The following is a 21,138-nucleotide window of genomic DNA, read 5'->3' as shown; positions in this document are numbered from 1 at the left end:
GTAGAGGGAAAGGCCACACATCGTGACTGAGATCGAGATCGGGCGCGGCAAGCGCGGCCGCCGGGCGTACGCGTTCGATGACATCGCCGTCGTACCGAGCCGGCGCACGCGGGACCCGAAGGAGGTCTCGATCGCCTGGCAGATCGACGCCTACCGCTTCGAGCTGCCCTTCCTGGCCGCCCCGATGGACTCGGTCGTCTCGCCGCGCACCGCCATCCGCATCGGTGAGATGGGCGGTCTCGGCGTCCTGAACCTCGAGGGCCTGTGGACCCGCTACGAGGACCCGCAGCCGCTGCTCGACGAGATCGCCGAGCTGGACCCGGAGAGCGCCACGCGCCGGCTGCAGGACATCTACGCCGCCCCGATCAAGGAGGAGCTGATCGGGCAGCGCATCAAGGAGGTGCGCGACTCGGGCGTCGTCACCGCCGCCGCGCTCTCCCCGCAGCGCACCGCGCAGTTCTCGAAGGCCGTCGTGGACGCGGGCGTCGACATCTTCGTCATCCGCGGTACGACGGTCTCCGCCGAGCACGTCTCCGGTGCCGCCGAGCCGCTGAACCTCAAGCAGTTCATCTACGAGCTCGACGTCCCGGTCATCGTCGGCGGCTGCGCCACGTACACGGCCGCGCTGCACCTGATGCGCACGGGCGCGGCGGGCGTGCTGGTCGGCTTCGGCGGGGGCGCCGCGCACACCACGCGCAATGTGCTGGGCATCCAGGTGCCGATGGCGACCGCGGTCGCCGACGTGGCCGCGGCCCGCCGCGACTACATGGACGAGTCCGGCGGCCGGTACGTCCACGTCATCGCCGACGGCGGTGTGGGCTGGTCCGGCGACCTGCCGAAGGCGATCGCCTGCGGCGCGGACGCGGTGATGATCGGCTCTCCGCTCGCGCGCGCGACGGATGCGCCCGGCAAGGGCCGCCACTGGGGCATGGAGGCCGTCCACGAGGACGTGCCGCGCGGCAAGCTGGTCGATCTCGGCATCGTGGGCACGACCGAGGAGGTCCTGACCGGCCCCTCGCACAACCCCGACGGCTCGATGAACTTCTTCGGCGCCCTGCGGCGTGCGATGGCGACGACCGGCTACAGCGAGCTCAAGGAGTTCCAGCGGGTCGAGGTCACGGTGGCGGACTCGCAGCACAGCCGCTGATCCTCCGCACGGCGGCGCGGCTTGAGCGTCGGCTTCGGCTTCGGTTTCAGGAAGGGCCCGGCACCTGATGGTGCCGGGCCCTTCTGCTGTCCTCAGGGGTCTGTCCTCCCGCATCCGGTTCCTCACACCCGTGCTCCCAGGACCGTGCTCCCAGGCCCGTCGGTTCACAGGCGGTGGGCCGCTCCCGCCGGGGTCGCGCCCCGTGTGTCGAGCAGCAGCTGCGCCTTGACCGCGAGGCCCTGCAGGTCGTACGTGCGGTGGTGCTGCAGCAGTACCGTCAGGTCCGCGTTGGCGGCGGCCTCGTAGAGGGAGTCGGCGCGGGGAACGGGCAGTTCGTTCACGCGCCAGTCCGGGATGTAGGGGTCGTGGTAGCTGACGGACGCGCCGAGGTCCATCAGACGGCGGGCGATCTCGGTGGCGGGGGAGCCCGTCAGGTCGGCGAGGTCGGGCTTGTAGGTGACCCCGAGGAGCAGCACGCGGGCGCCGCGGGCCGACTTGCCGTGCTCGTTGAGGAGCGTGGCGGAGCGCTGGATGACGTACTGCGGCATCCGGGTGTTGATGTCCTGGGCGAGTCCCACCATGCGCAGGGTCCGGCCCGTGGGCGGGAGGTGGCCGGGGTCCAGGGGCACGCCGTGGCCGCCCACGCCCGGGCCCGGGCGGAACGCCTGGAAGCCGAACGGCTTGGTCTCGGCGCAGCGGATGACGTCCCACAGGTCGATGCCGAGGCCGTGGCAGAGGACGGCCATCTCGTTGACGAGCGCCATGTTGACGTGCCGGAAGTTCGTCTCCAGGACCTTGACGGTCTCGGCCTCGCGCAGACCACGCGCCCGGACGACCTTGTCGGTGAGCCGGCTGTAGAAGGCGGCGGCCGATTCGGTGCAGGCGGGGGTGAGGCCGCCGATGACCTTGGGGGTGTTGGCGTAGCCGTGGGCGCGGTTGCCTGGGTCGGTGCGGCTGGGGGAGTACGCCAGGTGGAAGTCCCGCCCGGCGCGCAGGCCCGAGCCCTGTTCGAGCAGCGGACGGAGGAACTCGTCGGTCGTGCCGGGCTGGACCGCCGACTCGAGGAGCACGGTGGTGTGCGGGCGCAGCCGTGACGCGAGGGCGCGGGCCGCGTCGGCGAGCGCCGTGAGGTCCGGCGCTCCGTCCGGGCCGGGGGGCGTGGGGGCGCAGATGACCGCGGTGCGCACCCTCCCCAGTTCGGCTCGGTCGGTGACCGTGCGGAAGCCGGCGGAGAGCATGCGGCGGACGTCGGCGGCGGTGACACCCGCGGCGGGGTCGGTGAGACGGCGCGGGTCGGGGTCGTAGCCGATGGTCTCGATGCCGGCTGCCACGGCGGCCTGGGCGAGGGGCAGACCGAGGTGGCCGAGTCCGATGACAGCGAGATCTGCGGGCATGACGGTGGCCGTCCTTCCCATAGCCGGAGGGGACAGAGGACGCAAGCCCTGTGGGCGGAACGGGCGTGCGCAATGTCAGACTAGGCGTAAATATGACCGTTATGCCGGATTGTGCGCGTGTGGCTAACGGAGTGTTATCCACAGGCAGTGGCTGAAGTCGGCGAGTGCGGACAGAATCGACGATGTGAGCCCGACCGCAGGGGACGCACGGGGGCGACGGGAGGCAGCAGTGAGAACAGCGACACTGGGACCGGAGGAGCGCGCAGCAGCGCTCGCCGGTATGGCCGAGCGTGAACTGGACGTGCTGGTGGTCGGCGCCGGCGTCGTCGGAGCGGGCACCGCGCTGGACGCGGCGACACGGGGCCTGGCGACCGGGCTCGTCGAGGCGCGTGACTGGGCCTCGGGCACGTCGAGCCGGTCGAGCAAGCTCATCCACGGCGGCCTGCGTTATCTGGAGATGCTCGACTTCGCTCTGGTCAGGGAAGCGCTCAAGGAGCGCGGGCTGCTGCTGGAGCGGCTTGCCCCGCACCTGGTCAAGCCGGTGCCGTTCCTCTATCCCCTGCAGCACAAGGGCTGGGAGCGGTGGTACGCGGGATCGGGCGTCGCGCTGTACGACGCGATGTCGGTCTCCTCGGGCCACGGGCGCGGTCTGCCCGTGCACCGCCATCTGTCACGGCGTCACGCGCTGAGGGTGGCACCCGCGCTGAAGAAGGACGCCCTCGTGGGTGCCCTGCAGTATTACGACGCCCAGATGGACGACGCCCGATTTGTCACCACCCTGGTGCGCACGGCCGCGAGCTACGGGGCCCAAGTGGCCAGCCGTGCCCGGGTGGTCGGCTTCCTGCGGGAGGGCGAGCGGGTCGTCGGCGCAAGGGTGCTCGACGTCGAGGCCGGCGGCGAGTACGAGATTCGTGCACGCCAGATCGTCAATGCGACGGGGGTGTGGACGGACGACACACAGGCGCTGATCGGGGAGCGCGGGCAGTTCCATGTACGGGCGTCCAAGGGCATCCATCTCGTGGTGCCGAAGGACCGCATCCACTCCAGCACCGGTCTGATCCTGCGGACCGAGAAGTCCGTCCTCTTCGTCATTCCGTGGGGCCGCCACTGGATCGTCGGCACCACGGACACCGAATGGGACCTGGACAAGGCGCACCCCGCCGCGTCGAGCGCGGACATCGACTACCTGCTGGAGCACGTCAATTCGGTGCTCGCCGTCCCCCTCACCCGGGACGACGTCCAGGGGGTGTACGCGGGGCTGAGGCCGCTGCTCGCCGGGGAGTCCGACGCGACGAGCAAGCTGTCGCGCGAGCACACGGTCGCGCATCCGGTGCCGGGCCTGGTGGTCGTGGCCGGTGGCAAGTACACGACGTACCGGGTCATGGCGAAGGACGCCGTTGACGAGGCGGTGCACGCGCTCGACCAGCGGGTTGCCGCGTGCGTCACGGAGGAGGTCCCCCTTCTCGGCGCCGAGGGCTACCGCGCCCTGTGGAACGCGCGCGCGAGGATCGCGGCGCGGACCGGGCTCCATGTGGTCCGCGTGGAGCACCTGTTGAACCGGTACGGCTCCCTGACCGAGGAGCTCCTGGCGCTGATCGCCGAGGACACGTCACTCGGCGAGCCGCTCACCGGAGCCGACGACTATCTGCGCGCCGAGGTCGTCTACGCGGCGTCGCACGAGGGTGCACGCCATCTGGACGACGTGCTGACGCGGCGCACCAGGATCTCGATCGAGACCTTCGACCGGGGGACGCGCTGCGCGCGGGAGTGTGCGGAGCTGATGGCTCCGGTGCTTGGTTGGGAGACGGCTCATGTCGAGAAGGAGGTCGAGCACTACGAGAAGCGGGTGGAGGCGGAGCGTGAGTCTCAGCGCCAGCCGGACGACCTGACGGCCGACGCGGCGCGCTTGGGGGCGCCGGACATCGTGCCGATCTGAGAGGGGTCCGCCGGGCCGCCGGGCGGCGGGAACGGCGGGCGCAAGGCATGGGGGCGGGCGGAAGTGTCGGCGGCGGTGCTCGGACCCGCTGGACCGGTCGTCCGGGAAGATGGGGCACCGGGGGTGCCGGGGGTCCGGCGCTCTGTGCCGGCCGGATTTCGCCGAGCCCTGATCGGCGGAAGGGGACGTCGGGCATGGGGGCCGGCGGGGCGCGCAAGGCCCCGACCAGCGCAGGGGCGGACTTCACGGCGAGTGAGCGTACGGCGGAGGCCGCACCCCTGCGGTCGCGCAGGTTCAGTGAATGGACCCGGGAGACATTGCGTTCCTGGAGTGAGGGACAATGGTCGCTCTGCCAGGGCGGGTTACCGCATCGAGCGGGAAGCGGCAGGCGCGGGCGCAGATCAGGGATCGCAGAGGGGACGCATGTCGGAGGCTGAGCAGTCGCGGGAGCCCCAGCGGGAAGAGACCGAGGGGGCCGGCTTCGCCGGCAAGGGCGAGGACTCCGCCGTGGCCGCCGGGGGCGGCACCGGCGACTCGAAGCCCGAGGGCGCGGGACACGCGACCGGAGAGGCGTCCCGTGGTGGGACGGTGACGTCCCTTCAGGAGGACACGTCCGACAAGAAGGACGCGCCTGCACGCGAGGACGCGGCGTCTGACGGCGAGTCCGGGACCTCGGGCTCGGGCACCGCCGACGAAGTCGCCGCCGGAAAGCCGACGGTGGAAGACGCCACGGCGGGCGTGAGCGAGGACGGCGCCGGCGACGGCCCCGTTCCGGCGGACGGTGGGACGGGCAAGGCGACCGTCCCCTCGGACGAGGCCACGGACGACGGCACGGACCGTGGCACCGACGCGCAGAGCCCGGCGGACGCCTCCACGGCTGAGGCGGACGACGACGCCGACAAGGCTGCAGGCACGAGCAAGGACGGCGAAGGCAGCGGTGACGCGGCCCCGTCCGGCGCGGCCGAGGCCAACGCCGCCGGGAGCGGTGCGGGCCCGGCTGCGGTCGACAGCAGGAGCCCCGACAGCAGCGCCGGCGCCGGCGCAGCGCCCGCAGGCAAGACTCCCGGTGCCGTGGCAGCCGCCGTGGGCGGGGGCGCAGGCCGTGCGGCGAGCTCTGCAGCGAGCAAGGGAAGCGCCAGGCGCGGCGGACAGGGCAGTGGTGCGGGTGCGCCCGAGGGGCGGTTGCTCGCCGGGCGTTACCGGCTGGGCGGGGTCCTCGGGCGGGGCGGCATGGGCACCGTCTGGCGCGCCGTCGACGAGACGCTCGGCCGCACCGTCGCCGTCAAGGAACTGCGCTTCCCGAACGCCATCGATGAGGAGGAGAAGCGCCGGCTCATCACGCGTACGCTGCGCGAGGCAAAGGCCATCGCCCGGATCCGCAACAACAACGCCGTCACCGTCTACGACGTCGTCGACGAGGACGACCGCCCGTGGATCGTCATGGAGCTGGTCGAGGGGAAGTCCCTCGCCGAGGTGGTGCGCGAGGACGGCGTTCTGACGCCCCGTCGCGCCGCCGAGGTGGGGCTCGCCATTCTCGACGTGCTGCGTTCCGCGCACCGTGAGGGCATCCTGCACCGGGACGTGAAGCCGTCGAACGTGCTCATCGGCAAGGACGGCCGGGTCGTTCTCACCGACTTCGGCATCGCCCAGGTCGAGGGCGACCCGTCGATCACGTCGACCGGCATGCTCGTGGGCGCCCCTTCGTACATCTCGCCCGAGCGTGCCCGCGGCCACAAGCCCGGGCCCGCCGCGGACCTGTGGTCACTCGGTGGCCTGCTCTACGCGAGCGTCGAGGGCTGTCCGCCGTACGACAAGGGGTCGGCGATCGCGACGCTGACCGCCGTGATGACCGAGCCGCTCGACCCGCCCAAGAACGCGGGTCCGCTGGAGGAGGTCATCTACGGGCTGCTCGCGAAGGACCCGGCCCAGCGGCTCGACGACGTGGGCGCACGCGCGCTGCTCACGCAGGTGGTCCATGCCCCCGAGGCGCCGGTGCGATCCGCCGAGGTCGAGTCTCCGGTGGAACAGACACGGGCCATACGGATCCCGCCCGTTCCCCCGGTGCGTCCGGAGACCAAGCCGAAGGACCCAGCGGCCGAGCGGCTGCGCGGGGCCCTGCGCTCCGTGCGCAACGCCGCAGCGGCCGCCAAGGCCGAGTCCAGGGGCCAAACGCGTGCCGGATCGAGGACCGCGACCAAGACGTCGGTCGGGACCGCTTTTGCGGCTCCGTCCGGCAGGCCCGCGCCCGTCCGCGCACCGCTCACCGATGTGGTGCCGCGGCGTACCTTGGTGATCATCGCGGTCGTCGCCGTGCTCGCGGTGCTGTCGACGGTGCTCGTCTTCGCGTTCGGCGGCGACGACGACAAGGGCAGCCAGGGCAAGGCCAAGGGCAAGGGCGACACCGCCGCGTCGGCGGGCACCACCGCAGGCGGCGACGGCAAGGCCGCCGGGGGCAGCGACGCCGGTCCGGACACCGGCCGGGGCACGGATCAGGGGAACGGCGAGGACACCGGCAAGGACGACGGCACGGACGACGGCAAGGACGAACAGGCCGCCAGCAACGGCGCGTCCGGCGGTCAGCCGTCCGGCGGCGACGGCGGTGGCGGTGACGTGCTGCCCGCGGGATACGTGATGGTCTCCAACGACCAGTTCCACTTCACCATGGCGATGCCGAAGAACTTCCGGCTCACCGGCATAGCGGGCCGTAACTCCGGCGCGAAGTTCAGCGTCGACGGCGGGGTGCCCCGCGTCCAGATCGACTTCACCGACAGCCCCGGGGACGACGCGGCCGCGGCCTGGGCCGCTGCGGTCGCCGGTGTGCGCGCCACGAGCAACGGCTACAAGCACCTCAGTATTGGGAAGGTCGACTACAACGGCTACCCGACCGTCGCCGACTGGCAGTTCGAGCGCACCGAGAGCGGCCTGCGGGTACGCGTTCTGAACAGAGGTTTCAAGGTCGATGCCAAGCGCGGCTACTCGATCATGATCACCTGCAAGGCGAGCGAGTGGCACGGCAAGGAGTGCGAGACGCTGCGCAAGACGGCGTTCGCGACGTTCAGCCCCAAGGACTGAGCAGGGGCACGTATCGTGAGGAGTCGCGAACGGTATGCAGCGACAAGGGGCCGTTGAGCGACCGGAATTGACGGCTTAGCGCGGTTGTGTGCGGCTTTCCGGGCCGGCCCGGGGACGCGCACATGGGGAGGCGTCGTGGAGGACTACGCGGGAAGGGTTCTGGCCGACCGCTACCGCCTGCCCTTGCCTCCCTCCGACGAGTTCGAGTCGGCCGAGACACGCGCGTTCGACACGTACAGCGGCCATGAAGTCCTGGTGCGGCAGGTGCCGTTGCCGGAGGTCGTGGACGCGGAAGTGGTGGACGGCGACGGCCTCGCAGGCGCCGCGGTGCCCCGGCGGATATCGGGGCAGGCGACCCGGCGGCCCGCGGACCCGGCCGTGCGCCGGGCCGTCGAGGCCGCGCAGGCGGCGGCACAGATCCCCGACCACCCCCGTCTGGACCAGGTCTTCGACGTCTTCGCCGAGGACGGCTCCCTCTGGATCGTGAGTGAGTTCGTCGCCGCGCGCCCCCTTGCCGCCCTCCTCGCGGAGAAGCCGCTCAGCCCGTACCGCGCGGCCGAGGTGGCGTCCGACGTCCTCACCGCCCTGCGCGTGCTGCATGCGCACGGCTGGATCCACCGGAACATCACCGTGCGCACGGTTCTCGTCTGCGACGACGGGCGGGTGGTGCTCACCGGCCTGGCCTCCGGCGCGGCCGAGGAAGCGCTGTGCGGATACGCACCGGTCCCCGAGCCGCCGGACTCCGGGACCGCACCCGGTCCCGCCTCCGGGACCGAATCCGGTCGCGATTTCGTGGATGTACCGGGGCGGACGGGCCCCGAGTCGGTGCCCGGGCCGAGGGGGGGCGACGGACCCGGCGGAGCCGCGGCCCTGGAGCCCGCCCGCCCCGCGCTGCCCCGCCCGACCGGTGCGGACACCGGCCAGGTCCCTGACGTACGGGCCGCCAGAGCCGGCGCCATCGCGGCCTACCGCGCGGGAGCGCGCGCGGCGGCCCGCGTCCACGACGACCAGGGGCGCGACGACCGCCGCCACCAGGGCGACCGTCCCGTCCAGGACGGCCTCGATCCCGACTGGTGGGCCCGCAGCCCGGGTGACGGCGCGGACCACGCCGCCCACGACGTCCCCGCCGACGACGTCCCCGCCCACGCCGCCCACGACGACGTCCCCGGACGCGACGACCCCACCGACGACGCCCCCGGACGCGCCCGCCTCGCCGGTACCTGGCACGACGGCCCGCCTCCCGGCCGCGACGGCCCCGGCCCCCTGTCCGCCGGCGGCACCCGGCCCGCCCTGCCCCCTGCCCGCCCCGCCCCGGACGCAGCTCGGAACGACCCGTACCGGAACGACCCGTACGGCGTACGCCAGGCCGCGGCCGGCCACGACCCCCGCGCGATACGCCCGGCGCTGCCGGCCGCCCGCGCCGACGGCTCGTCGTCCGGCAGCTGGGACCACGGCGGTGGCGGCGGGGACGCCCTGCGCGCCGACGCCCAGCGCCGTCCCGTCCCCGCGGAGGGCTCCACAGTCGCCGCCTCCGGCCGCTGGGACGACGTCGTCGCGGGCGGCGGCGCCCCCGTCTTCCGTGGTCCGGCCACCCCGCTGGCCGCCGAGCGGGCGCGGCAGGCGCGGATCGCGGTCGTCGGTGCGGTCACCGAGCGATGGGCGCCCGAGCAGGCGGGACCGGTCCACGAGAACTGGCAGCTCGCCGCCCCGGTCGGACCGGCAACGGACCTGTGGGCGCTCGGCGCGCTGCTCTTCCGGGCCGTCCAGGGCCATGCCCCGTACCCCGAGGAGAGCGCCGCCGAACTGGTCCAGCTCGTGTGCGCGGAGCCGCCCGCCTTCGCCGAGGAGTGCGGGGCGCTGCGGCCCGTCGTCGAATCGCTGCTGCGCCAGGACCCCACCGACCGCCCGGACTTCGAGGAGCTGCGCGGCTGGCTGCGCTCCCTCGTACGGTCCGCGCCCGAGCCGGAGGCGGGAATGGACGTCGTGCCGCTCCCGGCGGGTCCGGTGGACGCCTCGCGCCTGCCGGTCGTACGGCGGCGGGGTGAGCTGGTGCGCAGGCGCCGGTCCGCCGGCCGGGACGTGGCGCATGGCAGGCACCGGCACAAGCGGCCCAGGGAAGCCGCACGTCCGGACCGTGGGGCCCGCCGCGACCACCAGGTGCGTCCGGAGCGGCAGGCGTACAGCGCACAGGCGCGTGCGCCGCGGGCGCTCGGCCGTACCCTGCTGCTGCTCATCCTGCTCGCCGTGGTGGCGGCCGTCGCGTACGCGGTCCTGTTCATGCCCAAGTCCGGGCCGGGGCAGTCGGACAGCGGTGCCGGTCCCACGGCGGGCGCTGCCCCGAGCCCCGACGGCCCCGGGGACGGCAAGGGCCCCTCGCCGAGCGGGACGCCCGGTGCGCAGCAGCCGCAGACCTCGGCCCCGGCCGCCAACCTGCCCGACGGCTATGTGCTGCGCGAGGACCCCGAGGGCTTCCGGCTCGCCGTCGCCGAGGACTGGCGGCGCAGTCCCATCAACGACGCCGGTCAAGTGCGCTACGCGGACGGCGATTTCACGCTGATAGTGGTCCCCGGACGGGACCCGGTGAGCACCAACGGCGACGATCCGCTGGTCTACCAGCGGGACAAGGAGCGGGAGCTGCAGCCGTTCCGTGACTCGTCCTGGGCGGGCGCGAGCGGGCTGAAGCGCATCGACGTGGGTCAGCAGTCCATGGCGGAGGGCCAGTTCACCTGGCAGGACAGCACCGGCCGCGAGGTGTTCGTGCGCAATCTCGCACTGATCGTCGGTGACAGGTATCACGTGATCCAGGTGATCGGACCGGCCGATCGGCGCGAGGAGGTCACGGAGATCCACCGGCAGGCCGCCACCACATACCGCGTCACGCGCTGAACCGGCGAAGGCCGCAACGCACCGTGCACACAGGCAGGTTCCGCCCGAACCATCCCGAAGCGGCCGCGGTGTCACGGAGAGTGGCGACTCGGCAGCTCACCACGCATCACAGTGCGGTCACTTGAGCGAGCCTCGGTACCGCGTTCGTACCTTCCCTCCGTAACCTGTCATTCCAAGGAACGGGGCGGGATACGTGGAAAACACTCACAACACAGGCGCCGGTCTGCTGCTCGCCGGGCGGTACCGGCTGAGCGAGACCATCGGCCGCGGCGGCATGGGCAAGGTATGGCGGGCCCATGACGAGGTGTTGCACAGAGTAGTCGCCGTCAAGGAACTGACGGCGGGTCTGTACGTCTCCGAAGCCGACCGGACCGTTCTGCACGCCCGGACCCAGAAGGAGGCCCGGGCGGCGGCGCGCATCAGCCATCCCGGCGTCGTCACGGTCCATGACGTGCTGGAGCACGACGCCCGGCCCTGGATCGTCATGCAGTACGTGGACGGCCCCTCGCTCGCCGACGCCGCCAAGGAGCGCGGCCGCGTCGACGAGCGGGAGGCGGCCCGGATCGGGCTGCACATTCTGGGCGCCCTGCGTGCCGCCCATGCCGCGGGCGTCCTCCACCGGGACATCAAGCCCGCCAACGTGTTGTTGGGCAGTGACGGCCGGGCGCTCATCACGGACTTCGGGATCGCGGCGATCGAGGGTGACCCGACGATCACCCGGACCGGAGAGATCGTCGGCTCGATCGACTACCTGGCGCCCGAGCGGGTCCGCGGCCATGACCCCGGACCGGCGTCCGACCTGTGGTCGCTCGGCGCGACGCTCTACACGGCGCTGGAGGGGCAGTCGCCGTTCCGCCGGTCGTCGCCGCTGGCGACCATGCAGGCCGTGGTGGACGACGAGCCGGCCCCGCCCCGGAGTGCGGGGCGTCTCGAGCCCGTGATCAGGGCGCTGCTCCACAAGGACCCGGCGGCGCGCCCGTCGGCGGCCGAGGCCGAGCGGATGCTGGTCCAGGCCATGGAGGACCGCCTTCCTGCCCCTGCCCCGACGACGCGGGTGCCCGCCCAGCGGGCGACGCAGCGGGTGACACAGCACCTGCCGCGGGGCGGCGCCCCGGACTCGCGTACGGCCACGGCCGCGGCGGGCTCCCACGCGGTCCCGTCCGGGGACTGGGCAGCGGCGCCGGCCCGGCCGCGGCGGGGGCCGCGGCTGCGGACGCTCGCCGTCGTCGTGGTCGTCGCGGCCGTGATCGGCGGAGGCGCGGGGCTCGCCGCGATGAAGTACGCGCAATCAGGCGGCACGACGAACGCGGGCACGGGTACGGACAGCCGGGCGACAGCGCCGGGGAAGGCGTCGGACGTTCCGGACGGCTGGGAGCGCGTCGACGACCCGCGGGGTTTCAGCCTCTGGGTGCCGAAAGGCTGGAAGCGGCAGGCGGACGGCGACCAGATCGACTACACGCCGGACAACGGCCGCCACCGCATCCGGATCAGCGTCGACCTGTCCCCGGACTTCGAGAACCCCTATATGCACATGCTCGAAATGCAGGAGGGGCTGAAGAAGCGGCTGCCGGACTACCGCCGGGTGAAGCTGCGCCCCAACACCTTCCGCGACCAGACGCAGTCCGCGCTTTGGGAGTTCAGCTGGACCGAGCGAACGGAGCACCCCGGTCCGCGCCGCGCCATCGACCAGATGTACTACGAGGACGACGGTACCGAGTACGCCCTCTACATGTCCGGCCCGGCGAAGGACTGGGCCGTGACCCGCGAGCAGTTCGACACGATGCTCAGAGGCTGGCGGCCACCGCCGAACTGACGTCCGGATCCGCTCCGCCGGAGATCCGCACAACGGCTTCATCACAGTCCCCACCTCCGCCGAACGACGGCAAGTCCCTGATCAGGGCTTATCCGCCAGTGATCACTGGCGGAATCGTGGGGGCCCGGTGAAAAGCTGTTACCGGTGGGTACCCAAAGTGCTGATCGCCGCATACTCTCGCCCCCATGACGGACTCGCAGGCCACCGCAACCGCCCTTGGCACCAACCCCATCGCCGCCTCGCCGGCCGGTGCGCGCACCGCAGCCGACGTGGTCACTCCCGAAGTGGTCGCCCAGCTCACCAAGGGTGTGGCGGGCTCCGGCCGCACGGCCAACCACGCGCCGTTCACCGGCGAGAAGCTGGCGGACCTGCCCGAGTCCACTCCTGACGACGTCGCGGCCGCCTTCGAGCGCGCCCGTGCCGCCCAGCGCGTGTGGGAGGCCACCCCGGCGCGCGCCCGCGCCGCTGTGCTGCTGCGCTTCCACGACCTGGTCCTGGAGCGCCAGGCCGAAGTGCTGGACCTGATCCAGCTGGAGACCGGCAAGGCCCGGCTGCACGCGCACGAGGAGGTGCAGGCGGTCGCCGTCGCGGCCCGCCACTACGGGCGCAAGGCCCCCGCCTACCTCCGGCCCAAGCACCACACCGGCGTCGTGCCCGTCCTCACCAAGACCACCGAACTGCGCCAGCCGCGCGGTGTCGTGGGTCAGATCGCGCCGTGGAACTACCCGCTGGAGCTGTCCGTCGGTGACGCCCTGCCCGCCTTCGTCTCCGGTAACGCGGTCGTCATGAAGCCCGACACCGAGACCGCGCTCACCGCGCTGTGGGCGCGTGACCTGCTGATCGAGGCGGGCCTGCCCGCCGAGGTGTTCCAGGTCGTCATCGGCGAGGGTCCGGTCGTCGGCCCCGAGGTCGTCCGGCACGCCGACTACGTCTCCTTCACCGGATCGACCCGGACCGGCCGCGAGGTCGCCCAGGGAGCGGCGGCCCGGCTGGTCGGCGTCTCCCTCGAACTCGGCGGCAAGAACGCCATGCTGGTGCTGCACGACGCCGATGTGGAGAAGGCCGCGGCAGGCGCGGTCCGCGCCTGCTTCTCCTCCGCGGGCCAGCTGTGCATATCGATCGAGCGCTTGTACGTGCACGAGTTGATCGCGGACGCGTTCGTCGAGCGCTTCGCCGCCCGCACCAAGGCGATGCGGCTCGGCAACTCCCTGGCCTACGGCGCCGACATGGGTTCCCTCGTCGGCCCGCGCCAGCTGGAGACGGTCACCCGCCATGTCGAGGAGGCCGTTGCCAAGGGCGCGAAGCTCGTCGCAGGCGGCGTCGCCCGGCCCGACATCGGCCCGTACTTCTACGAGCCCACCATCCTCGACGGCGTGGACGCGCCCATGGCCGTGTGCGGCGAGGAGACTTTCGGCCCGGTCGTGTCGATCTACCGTTTCTCCGACGAGGACAAGGTCGTCGAACTCGCCAACGCCACGGCCTACGGCCTCAATTCGAGCGTGTGGACCAAGGACGGCCGGCGCGGCCACGCCGTCGCGGCCAAGCTGCGCACCGGCACGGTGAACATCAACGAGGGATACGCCCCGGCCTACGGCAGCGTCCAGGCACCCATGGGTGGCATGAAGGACTCCGGGCTCGGCCGGCGGCACGGCTCCGAGGGCATCCTCAAGTACACGGAGGCGCAGACCGTCGCCCAGCAGCGGCTGATGCCGCTCGCCCCGTCGTTCGGCATGGACGACGAGAAGTACGCCGCGTTCATGAGCTTCAGCCTGAAGGCGATGAAGGCCCTGCGCCTGCGCTGACCGCAGTCCCACCAGCGCCGCCCCCCGTACCCCGTACGCCCGCACATTTCACGAGGAGAGCCATGTCCGAGGTACCCCCTGCCCGAAACCAGGACGCGGGCGGCGACGATGACGGCGACGCGTACGACTACGACGTGATCGTCGTGGGCTCCGGCTTCGGCGGCTCGGTCTCCGCCCTCAGGCTCTCCGAGAAGGGATACCGCGTCGGTGTCCTGGAGGCCGGCCGCCGGTTCACCCGGGAGTCGCTGCCGAAGAACTCGTGGGACCTGCGCAACTACCTCTGGGCCCCCGCACTCGGCCTGTTCGGCATCCAGCGCATCCATCTGCTCGGCAATGTCATGGTGCTCGCGGGGGCGGGCGTCGGCGGCGGCTCGCTGAACTACGCCAACACGCTCTACGTCCCGCCCGCGCCCTTCTTCAACGACCCGCAGTGGAAGGACATCACGGACTGGCAGGACGAGCTGGGGCCGTACTACGACCAGGCACGCCGCATGCTCGGCGTGCGGCTCAACCCGACCATGACGCCCTCGGACGTCCATCTGAAGGCGACCGCCGAGGCGATGGGCGTGGGCGACACCTTCCACATGGCCCCCGTCGGGGTGTTCTTCGGAGACGGCGAGGACGCCGACGGTTCGGTGAAGGCCCGGCCCGGCCAGGAGGTCGCGGACCCCTACTTCGGCGGAGCCGGCCCCGCGCGCAAGGCCTGCACCGAGTGCGGGGAGTGCATGACGGGCTGCCGGCACGGCGCGAAGAACACCCTCAACGAGAACTACCTCCACCTCGCCGAGAAGGCGGGCGCGGTCGTCCACCCGATGACGTCCGTCGTCGCGGTCACCGAGGACGCGAGCGGCGGCTTCGCGGTCAAGACCCTGCCCAGCGACAACAGGCGCAAGGGGCAGGGGCGCACATTCCGGGCCCGCCGTGTGGTCATCGCCGCCGGTACGTACGGCACACAGACCCTGCTGCACCGGATGAAGGACAGCGGGCTGCTGCCGCGGCTGTCGGCACGGCTCGGCGAGCTGACGCGCACCAACTCCGAGGCCCTCGTCGGCGCCCAGACCGACAACCGCCGCTACCGCAAGCGCCATGGCGCGGAGCGGGTCGACTTCACGCGCGGTGTCGCGATCACGTCCTCGATCCACCCGGACGAGAACACCCACATCGAGCCGGTCCGCTACGGCCGCGGCTCCAACGCCATGGGTGGCATGACGGTCCTGCAGGTTCCGTACCGGGTGAAGGGCCGGGTCGTCGGCTGGCTCGGCAACATGGCCCGGCACCCCTTGCTCGCGGTCCGCGCGCTCTCCAACCGGCGCTGGTCGGAGCGGACGATCATCGGCCTGGTGATGCAGTCCCTGGACAACTCGCTGACCACGTACCGCAAGCCCGGCGGCATCGGGAAGGGCCTGCTCACCGCCCGCCAGGGCCACGGCGCCCCGAACCCGAACCAGATCCCCGAGGCCACCCGCGCCGCGTCCCTGCTCGCGGAGGAGATCAACGGCTTCGCCGGCTCCAATATCGGCGAACTGATGGGCACCCCGCTCACCGCGCACTTCCTGGGCGGCTGCCCGATCGGCGCCTCGGCCGAGGACGGCGTGATCGACCCGTACCACCGGCTCTACGGCCACCCGGGCATCTCGGTCGTCGACGGCTCGGCGGTCTCGGCGAACCTGGGGGTGAACCCGTCGCTGACGATCACGGCCCAGGCGGAGCGTGCGATGTCGTTCTGGCCCAACAGCGGCGACGAGGACCCGCGTCCGGCCCAGGGCAACGCCTATGAGCGGCTCGCACCGGTGGCACCCAAGTCCCCGGCGGTCCCGGCTGATGCGTTCGGCGCGCTGAAGCTGCCGTTCCTCGGGATCCCCGCGGTTCCGCCCAAGAAGTAGCCCCGTGGCCCGGGCAGTCCCCGGGCCACAGGGCACAGACGAAGGCCGCTGCACCCCCCTCCGAGTGCAGCGGCCTCCTTGCTTCTCGCGGCCCCCGCGCCAAAGGGCGCACACATGAGGCCGTTGTTACGCATGCATGACCTGTGACCAGTGAGGATGGTTGTCCTCGCCTCACACAATCTTTATGTGAGGTGGATCACAACATTGGCCTGCGGTGTGTGGAGGTCTCGTTCGTCCCGAAGGACGCCGGCGGCGCGACATGGCGAAGGACCCCGCGTCCGCGGGGCCCTTCGCGTCGGTGCCGGCGCACGGCGCCCGGGGTGCGCCGCGGGCGAGCGGCCGTCGGTCCCGCGCTCTCGGGGCGCCTGGGGGCGGCCTGTGACAGGGTGGTTGCGCAGCGGGGGACGTGCTCGTATCTGGGGGACGGGCTGCGGCCGGCGCAACCGGTTCGGACCGGATGCGGTCGGCGCCGGGCGTCCCCGGAGCCGACCGCCCTTGGGGTGACCGGGCTGCTGTCCCCTGCCGACCGGTCACGCGCGCTGGGGCGAGGTCCCACGACGCACCTGCGGGTGCGTCACACGCTCCAGCGGAGCCACGCGTGGTTTCCTTCGAGGCCCGCCCCTGGCTGGCACGGACATCGGGACCAACGAAGACCGGCGGGGCGCGTCACGCGCCGTACGGGTGAGGATGCGCCCGAACGCAGGTGCGCAGGCGTACGTGCACGGCTCAGACACGGCCCCGGCACAGCTCCAGCATCGTCATCGCGAGCGCCGTGCCGGGCTTGCCGAGCGCGTCCCTGTAGCGGCCGAGCACCTCCATCTCGCGCGCCAGATTCACCCGGCGGCCACCGGAGCCGATCCGGGCGTCCTGGATGACGGCGGAGACGGCCATGCGCTCCTGGATCAGGCCGATGATCCGGTCGTCGAGCGCGTCGATGCGCTCACGGGCGTCGGTGATCACATTCGCGGCGTCGTCGGTGCGGGCGCCGGTCTTGTCGAGTACCTCGGTCACGGGGGCTCTCCTTGGGTCGGGGCCCCGGATCGGCACGGCCCGGGCAAAACGCAGACGCCCCGGGCCTTGTCGGCCCGGGGCGCCTGGGAAGTCGCTGTCTGAAGCTAAGCAGCACGACCATGGCAGCCGGACGGGCCGGTGCCATAGGTAAAGACGAAGGTCAGCTGCTTGTGCATGCGGACAGTATGGACCGCGCCCCTGCTCGGGGCCAAAGCCCGGTTCGGATGGTGAGACGAAGGTATGGCCGGCCGTCCCGGTAGAATCGACAAATACCGACCCTCTCCCACCGCCGGAAGGCCGCCAGTGTCATCAGCGTCCACCGCTGCCGCGCCCGCATCCAACCCGGACGTCGTCCTGGTTGTCGATTTCGGCGCTCAGTACGCCCAGCTCATCGCCCGCCGCGTCCGTGAGGCCCGGGTCTACAGCGAGATCGTCCCGTCCACGATGCCCGTGGCGGAGATGCTGGCCAAGAACCCGAAGGCGATCATCCTCTCGGGCGGCCCGTCGTCGGTGTACGCGGAGGGCGCCCCGCGCCTGGACCGTGCGCTCTTCGAGGCCGGGGTCCCCGTCTTCGGCATGTGCTACGGATTCCAGCTGATGGCCACGACGCTCGGCGGCACCGTCGACAACACCGGCGCGCGCGAGTACGGCCGTACGCCGCTGCACGTCACCAAGCCCGGCTCCACCCTCTTCGAGGGAACCCCCGACGAGCAGCCGGTGTGGATGTCGCACGGCGACGCCTGCTCGGCCGCCCCGGAGGGCTTCACCGTCACCGCGTCCACCGACGTGGTCCCGGTCGCCGCGTTCGAGAACGACGAGAAGAAGCTCTACGGCGTGCAGCACCACCCCGAGGTGATGCACTCCACCTACGGCCAGCAGGTCCTGGAGCACTTCCTCTACCGCGGCGCCGGCATCGAGCCGAGCTGGACCACGGGCAACGTCATCGAGGAGCAGGTCGCGGCCATCCGCGCGCAGGTCGGCACCAAGCGCGCCATCTGCGGTCTGTCCGGCGGCGTGGACTCGGCGGTCGCCGCCGCTCTCGTGCAGAAGGCCATCGGTTCCCAGCTCACCTGCGTCTACGTCGACCACGGCCTGATGCGCCAGGGCGAGACCGAGCAGGTCGAGAAGGACTTCGTGGCCGCGACGGGCGTGCAGCTCAAGGTCGTCGACGCCGAGGCCCGCTTCCTCGACGCGCTCAAGGGTGTCTCCGACCCCGAGGAGAAGCGCAAGATCATCGGCCGGGAGTTCATCCGCGTCTTCGAGCAGGCGCAGGCCGAGATCGTGGCGGAGGCCGCGGGCGGCGAGGACGTCGCGTTCCTCGTGCAGGGCACGCTCTATCCGGACGTCGTCGAGTCCGGCGGCGGCACCGGCACCGCCAACATCAAGTCGCACCACAATGTGGGCGGCCTCCCCGAGGACCTCGAGTTCGAGCTCGTCGAGCCGCTGCGCAAGCTGTTCAAGGACGAGGTCCGCATGGTCGGCCAGGAGCTCGGCCTGCCCGACGAGATCGTCCAGCGCCAGCCGTTCCCCGGCCCCGGCCTCGGCATCCGCATCGTCGGCGAGGTCACCAAGGAGCGCCTGGACCTGCTGCGCGAGGCGGACGCCATCGCCCGTGAGGAGCTCACGGCGGCCGGCCTCGACCGTGACATCTGGCAGTGCCCGGTCGTGCTGCTCGCCGACGTACGCAGCGTCGGCGTCCAGGGCGACGGCCGTACCTACGGCCACCCGATCGTCCTGCGCCCCGTCTCGTCCGAGGACGCCATGACGGCCGACTGGACGCGGATGCCGTATGAGGTGCTGGCCCGTATCTCCACCCGCATCACGAACGAGGTCGCCGATGTGAACCGCGTGGTGCTCGACGTGACGAGCAAGCCGCCGGGCACCATCGAGTGGGAGTGAGCCTCCCCTGCCGCCGCATGTGACGCCGCCGCCCACCCCGTGTGGGCGGCGGCGTCGCCGTATGCGCTGCCCAAGTGGTGCGGCGCTCTGGCCAGTCGACCTCTGCGGAGTTACCTTCCGGCCATGACGCACACGCCGGAGCCCTTGCCCGTGGAGCAGTTGCGGTTCGCGATGCCGCCCGTGCACGAGTCCGTCGTAGAGGAGCGCGCGTACCGCAAGGAGCGGCTGGCCGGGGCGCTGCGGCTGTTCGGGCGCTTCGGGTACGAGGACGGGGTGTCGGGCCAACTCACCGCGCGTGACCCGGAGTTCACCGACTGCTTCTGGGTGAATCCCTTCGGTGTCCCCTTCGCCCATGTCTCGGCCGGCGACCTGGTCCTCGCCGACCGGTGGGGCCGGACCGTCGTCGGGCGGCACCGCGTCAACCAGGCCGCGTTCACCGTGCACGCCCAGGTGTCTCTGACCCGCCCGGACGTCGTCGCCGTCGCGCACACCCACACCGTGCACGGGCGGGCGCTGGCGGCGCTCGGCGATCCGGTCGAGCCCCTCACCCAGGAGGCGTGCGCCTTCTACGAGGACCACGCGTTCCTCGACGCGTACACGGGGGTGAGCGTCGACGAGGACGAGGGGCGCAGGATCGCGGACGGGCTCGGCTCCCGCAAGGCGCTCGTCCTGCGCAACCACGGGCTGCTGACCGTCGGCGACTCCGTCGACGCCGCCGCCTGGTGGTTCATCTCCATGGAGCGCTGTGCCCAGGTGCAACTGGCGGCGCGGGCCGCGGGCAAGGCCGTTCCCCTCGGGCGCCGAGAGGCCCTGGCGACCCGCGAGCGACTGGGCAGCGACCTTGTCGCCTGGATCAGTTTCCAGCCGCTGTGGCAGCAGATCAGCCGCGCCGAACCGGACCTCCTGCATTAGCCCCGGTCAACCCCGCGCCGTCAGGTTCACCCCCTCTGGCCTCGGCCATCGGGATGGCGGCGGTTTGCGTACGGCACAATTCCCATGCATCACCAGGTGGTTCGCCTGTGCGATGCGGAGAGGTGGCGTTCGGTCGTGGCGGTGCAGGAAGCGGAACAGTGCGACACATGCGCGCACGGCGCGCGCGAAGGCCATCGGCGAGCGGTGGCCGAATTTCTCGCCAAGCGGGACGAATTGGCGGCCGGGGAAGGGCTTCCCGCGGGCGTCGCCCACTCGCCGGGCGCGTCACGGCAGTGGGTGTCCGACGAGCTGACCCAGTCCGCCCGCACCGTCGCGGGTCTCGACCAGGCCGTGGCCGCGTCCCGGCTGGGCAGAGTCCGCCTGCGCAGCCTGGCCGTCGTGTGGGGATGCTGCGCGGCGCTCGTCCTCACCCAGACGGCCACCGCGATCGGAGCGGGCTGGACCGCGACCCGTACGGCCGGGCTGCTCGCCGCGCTCGTCGTGGCCGGGGCGCTCACCGGGGCGGCGCACGCGCACCGCGACCGGGGCGGCCTGCTCGCGGCCCTGACCGGCGAGGACCATCGCCTGTCCACGTCCCGTACCGTCGCCGCCGCCTGGTTGCTCGTCGTCTGCGGCGCTGTGCTGCATCTCGGGTTCCTGCTGGCCGGCGCGTCCGCGGGTGCCCGGCGCGACCGGCTCACCGAGGGCATGGGCGTTCCGGCCGGCGGCGGGCTGCTGTGCGTCCTCGCGCTGGTGTGCGCGATCGCCGTCGGGGTGCGCAGGATCGTCGCGGTACGCGTGGCCGGACTGCGGTTGCAGAAGATGCGCGCCGACCGTCCGCGCGCGGCCGACCTGTTCTGCGACGACTCGGGCCGGGCCGCCTTCGCCGACACGCAGTACATGCTGATCAACGCGGCCGTCGTCGCTCTCGCCCTGACCGGGCTCGCCCGTGCCCCTGAGCGGCTGCCCCACCTGCCGTGGGGGCTCGTGCTGCTCGTGGCGCTCTCGGCCGCGACGTATCTCGCCGGTAAATACGCGGAGGGCGGCCGGCCCGTCGTGATGTCGGTGGTCCGGGCCCGTGAGGCCGGTGACCTGGACGGACCCATCCGCACCGGTGACGACATCGAGGTCCGCGGCACCGGCTTCGTGCCGCCTGGCGCGGACCGGCCGGACCTGCTGGCGAAACTGGTCGTCCGCTTCGGCGCGGTCCATGTGCACGTGCCGCTGATCCCGGTGCCCGGCGGCTTCGCCAATCCGGCCGACACGCTGCTCACGGTGCCGGTACCCGTGGAGGTCGAGCCGGGGAAGATCGACGTGCAGGTGGTGACGGCCGCCGGGGTGGCGAGCAATCGCTGCCTCATCGAGGTCACCGACTGACCCGCG

Annotated in this window: 12 protein-coding genes; 10 read left to right on the top strand and 2 right to left on the bottom strand. The window is 72.2% G+C overall.

Translation table 11 applies throughout. The features are described 5' to 3' along the window. Positions 1 to 22 precede the first annotated feature (22 nt). Positions 23 to 1,147 (top strand): GuaB3 family IMP dehydrogenase-related protein, encoded by a 1,125-nt coding sequence (locus J7E88_RS21640; protein ID WP_215183558.1) that lies wholly within the window; start codon positions 23 to 25, stop codon positions 1,145 to 1,147. Positions 1,148 to 1,311: 164 nt separating this feature from the next. Here J7E88_RS21640 and J7E88_RS21635 read toward each other — a convergent pair whose 3' ends face one another. Continuing rightward, positions 1,312 to 2,541 (bottom strand): nucleotide sugar dehydrogenase, encoded by a 1,230-nt coding sequence (locus J7E88_RS21635; RefSeq protein WP_215183556.1) that lies wholly within the window; start codon positions 2,539 to 2,541, stop codon positions 1,312 to 1,314. Between the two features lie 229 nt (positions 2,542 to 2,770). On the opposite strand from J7E88_RS21635, the gene J7E88_RS21630 reads away from it, so the two are divergent. From J7E88_RS21630 to J7E88_RS21605, 6 genes are all read left to right on the top strand, one after another. After that, positions 2,771 to 4,477, top strand: coding sequence for a glycerol-3-phosphate dehydrogenase/oxidase (locus J7E88_RS21630; protein WP_215183554.1), 1,707 nt, complete (start codon positions 2,771 to 2,773; stop codon positions 4,475 to 4,477). A gap of 423 nt (positions 4,478 to 4,900) precedes the next feature. Further along, complete coding sequence (locus tag J7E88_RS21625) at positions 4,901 to 7,549, top strand: protein kinase (protein WP_215183552.1); 2,649 nt, start codon at positions 4,901 to 4,903, stop codon at positions 7,547 to 7,549. A 135-nt stretch (positions 7,550 to 7,684) separates the two neighbouring features. Continuing rightward, on the top strand, positions 7,685 to 10,435 hold the full coding sequence (locus J7E88_RS21620; protein ID WP_215183550.1) for a protein kinase: 2,751 nt from the start codon (positions 7,685 to 7,687) through the stop codon (positions 10,433 to 10,435). 193 nt (positions 10,436 to 10,628) lie between these two features. Then, on the top strand, positions 10,629 to 12,248 hold the full coding sequence (locus J7E88_RS21615; RefSeq protein WP_215183548.1) for a serine/threonine-protein kinase: 1,620 nt from the start codon (positions 10,629 to 10,631) through the stop codon (positions 12,246 to 12,248). Between the two features lie 185 nt (positions 12,249 to 12,433). After that, positions 12,434 to 14,050 carry a succinic semialdehyde dehydrogenase gene (locus J7E88_RS21610; protein ID WP_215183546.1) on the top strand — a complete coding sequence of 539 codons (1,617 nt, stop codon included), beginning with the start codon at positions 12,434 to 12,436 and terminating at the stop codon, positions 14,048 to 14,050. 62 nt (positions 14,051 to 14,112) lie between these two features. Next, positions 14,113 to 15,933 carry a GMC oxidoreductase gene (locus tag J7E88_RS21605; protein ID WP_251022987.1) on the top strand — a complete coding sequence of 607 codons (1,821 nt, stop codon included), beginning with the start codon at positions 14,113 to 14,115 and terminating at the stop codon, positions 15,931 to 15,933. 726 nt (positions 15,934 to 16,659) lie between these two features. Here the strand turns inward: J7E88_RS21605 and J7E88_RS21600 are convergent. After that, on the bottom strand, positions 16,660 to 16,944 hold the full coding sequence (locus J7E88_RS21600; protein ID WP_215183544.1) for a chorismate mutase: 285 nt from the start codon (positions 16,942 to 16,944) through the stop codon (positions 16,660 to 16,662). Between the two features lie 303 nt (positions 16,945 to 17,247). On the opposite strand from J7E88_RS21600, the gene guaA reads away from it, so the two are divergent. From guaA to J7E88_RS21585, 3 genes are all read left to right on the top strand, one after another. Next, positions 17,248 to 18,843 (top strand): glutamine-hydrolyzing GMP synthase, encoded by a 1,596-nt coding sequence (guaA, locus tag J7E88_RS21595; protein ID WP_215183542.1) that lies wholly within the window; start codon positions 17,248 to 17,250, stop codon positions 18,841 to 18,843. Positions 18,844 to 18,966: 123 nt separating this feature from the next. Continuing rightward, on the top strand, positions 18,967 to 19,755 hold the full coding sequence (locus J7E88_RS21590) for a class II aldolase/adducin family protein (RefSeq protein ID WP_215183540.1): 789 nt from the start codon (positions 18,967 to 18,969) through the stop codon (positions 19,753 to 19,755). A 135-nt stretch (positions 19,756 to 19,890) separates the two neighbouring features. After that, the gene (locus J7E88_RS21585; protein ID WP_215183538.1) at positions 19,891 to 21,132 is read left to right on the top strand and encodes a hypothetical protein; all 1,242 of its coding nucleotides are present in this window, start codon (positions 19,891 to 19,893) and stop codon (positions 21,130 to 21,132) included. The last annotated feature ends 6 nt before the right edge of the window (positions 21,133 to 21,138 follow it).

Source organism: Streptomyces sp. ISL-10 (genome assembly GCF_018614575.1).
GTDB lineage: Bacteria > Actinomycetota > Actinomycetes > Streptomycetales > Streptomycetaceae > Streptomyces.
Note: the sequence above shows the minus strand (reverse complement) of the source record. Positions and strands in the feature narration are given on the sequence as shown.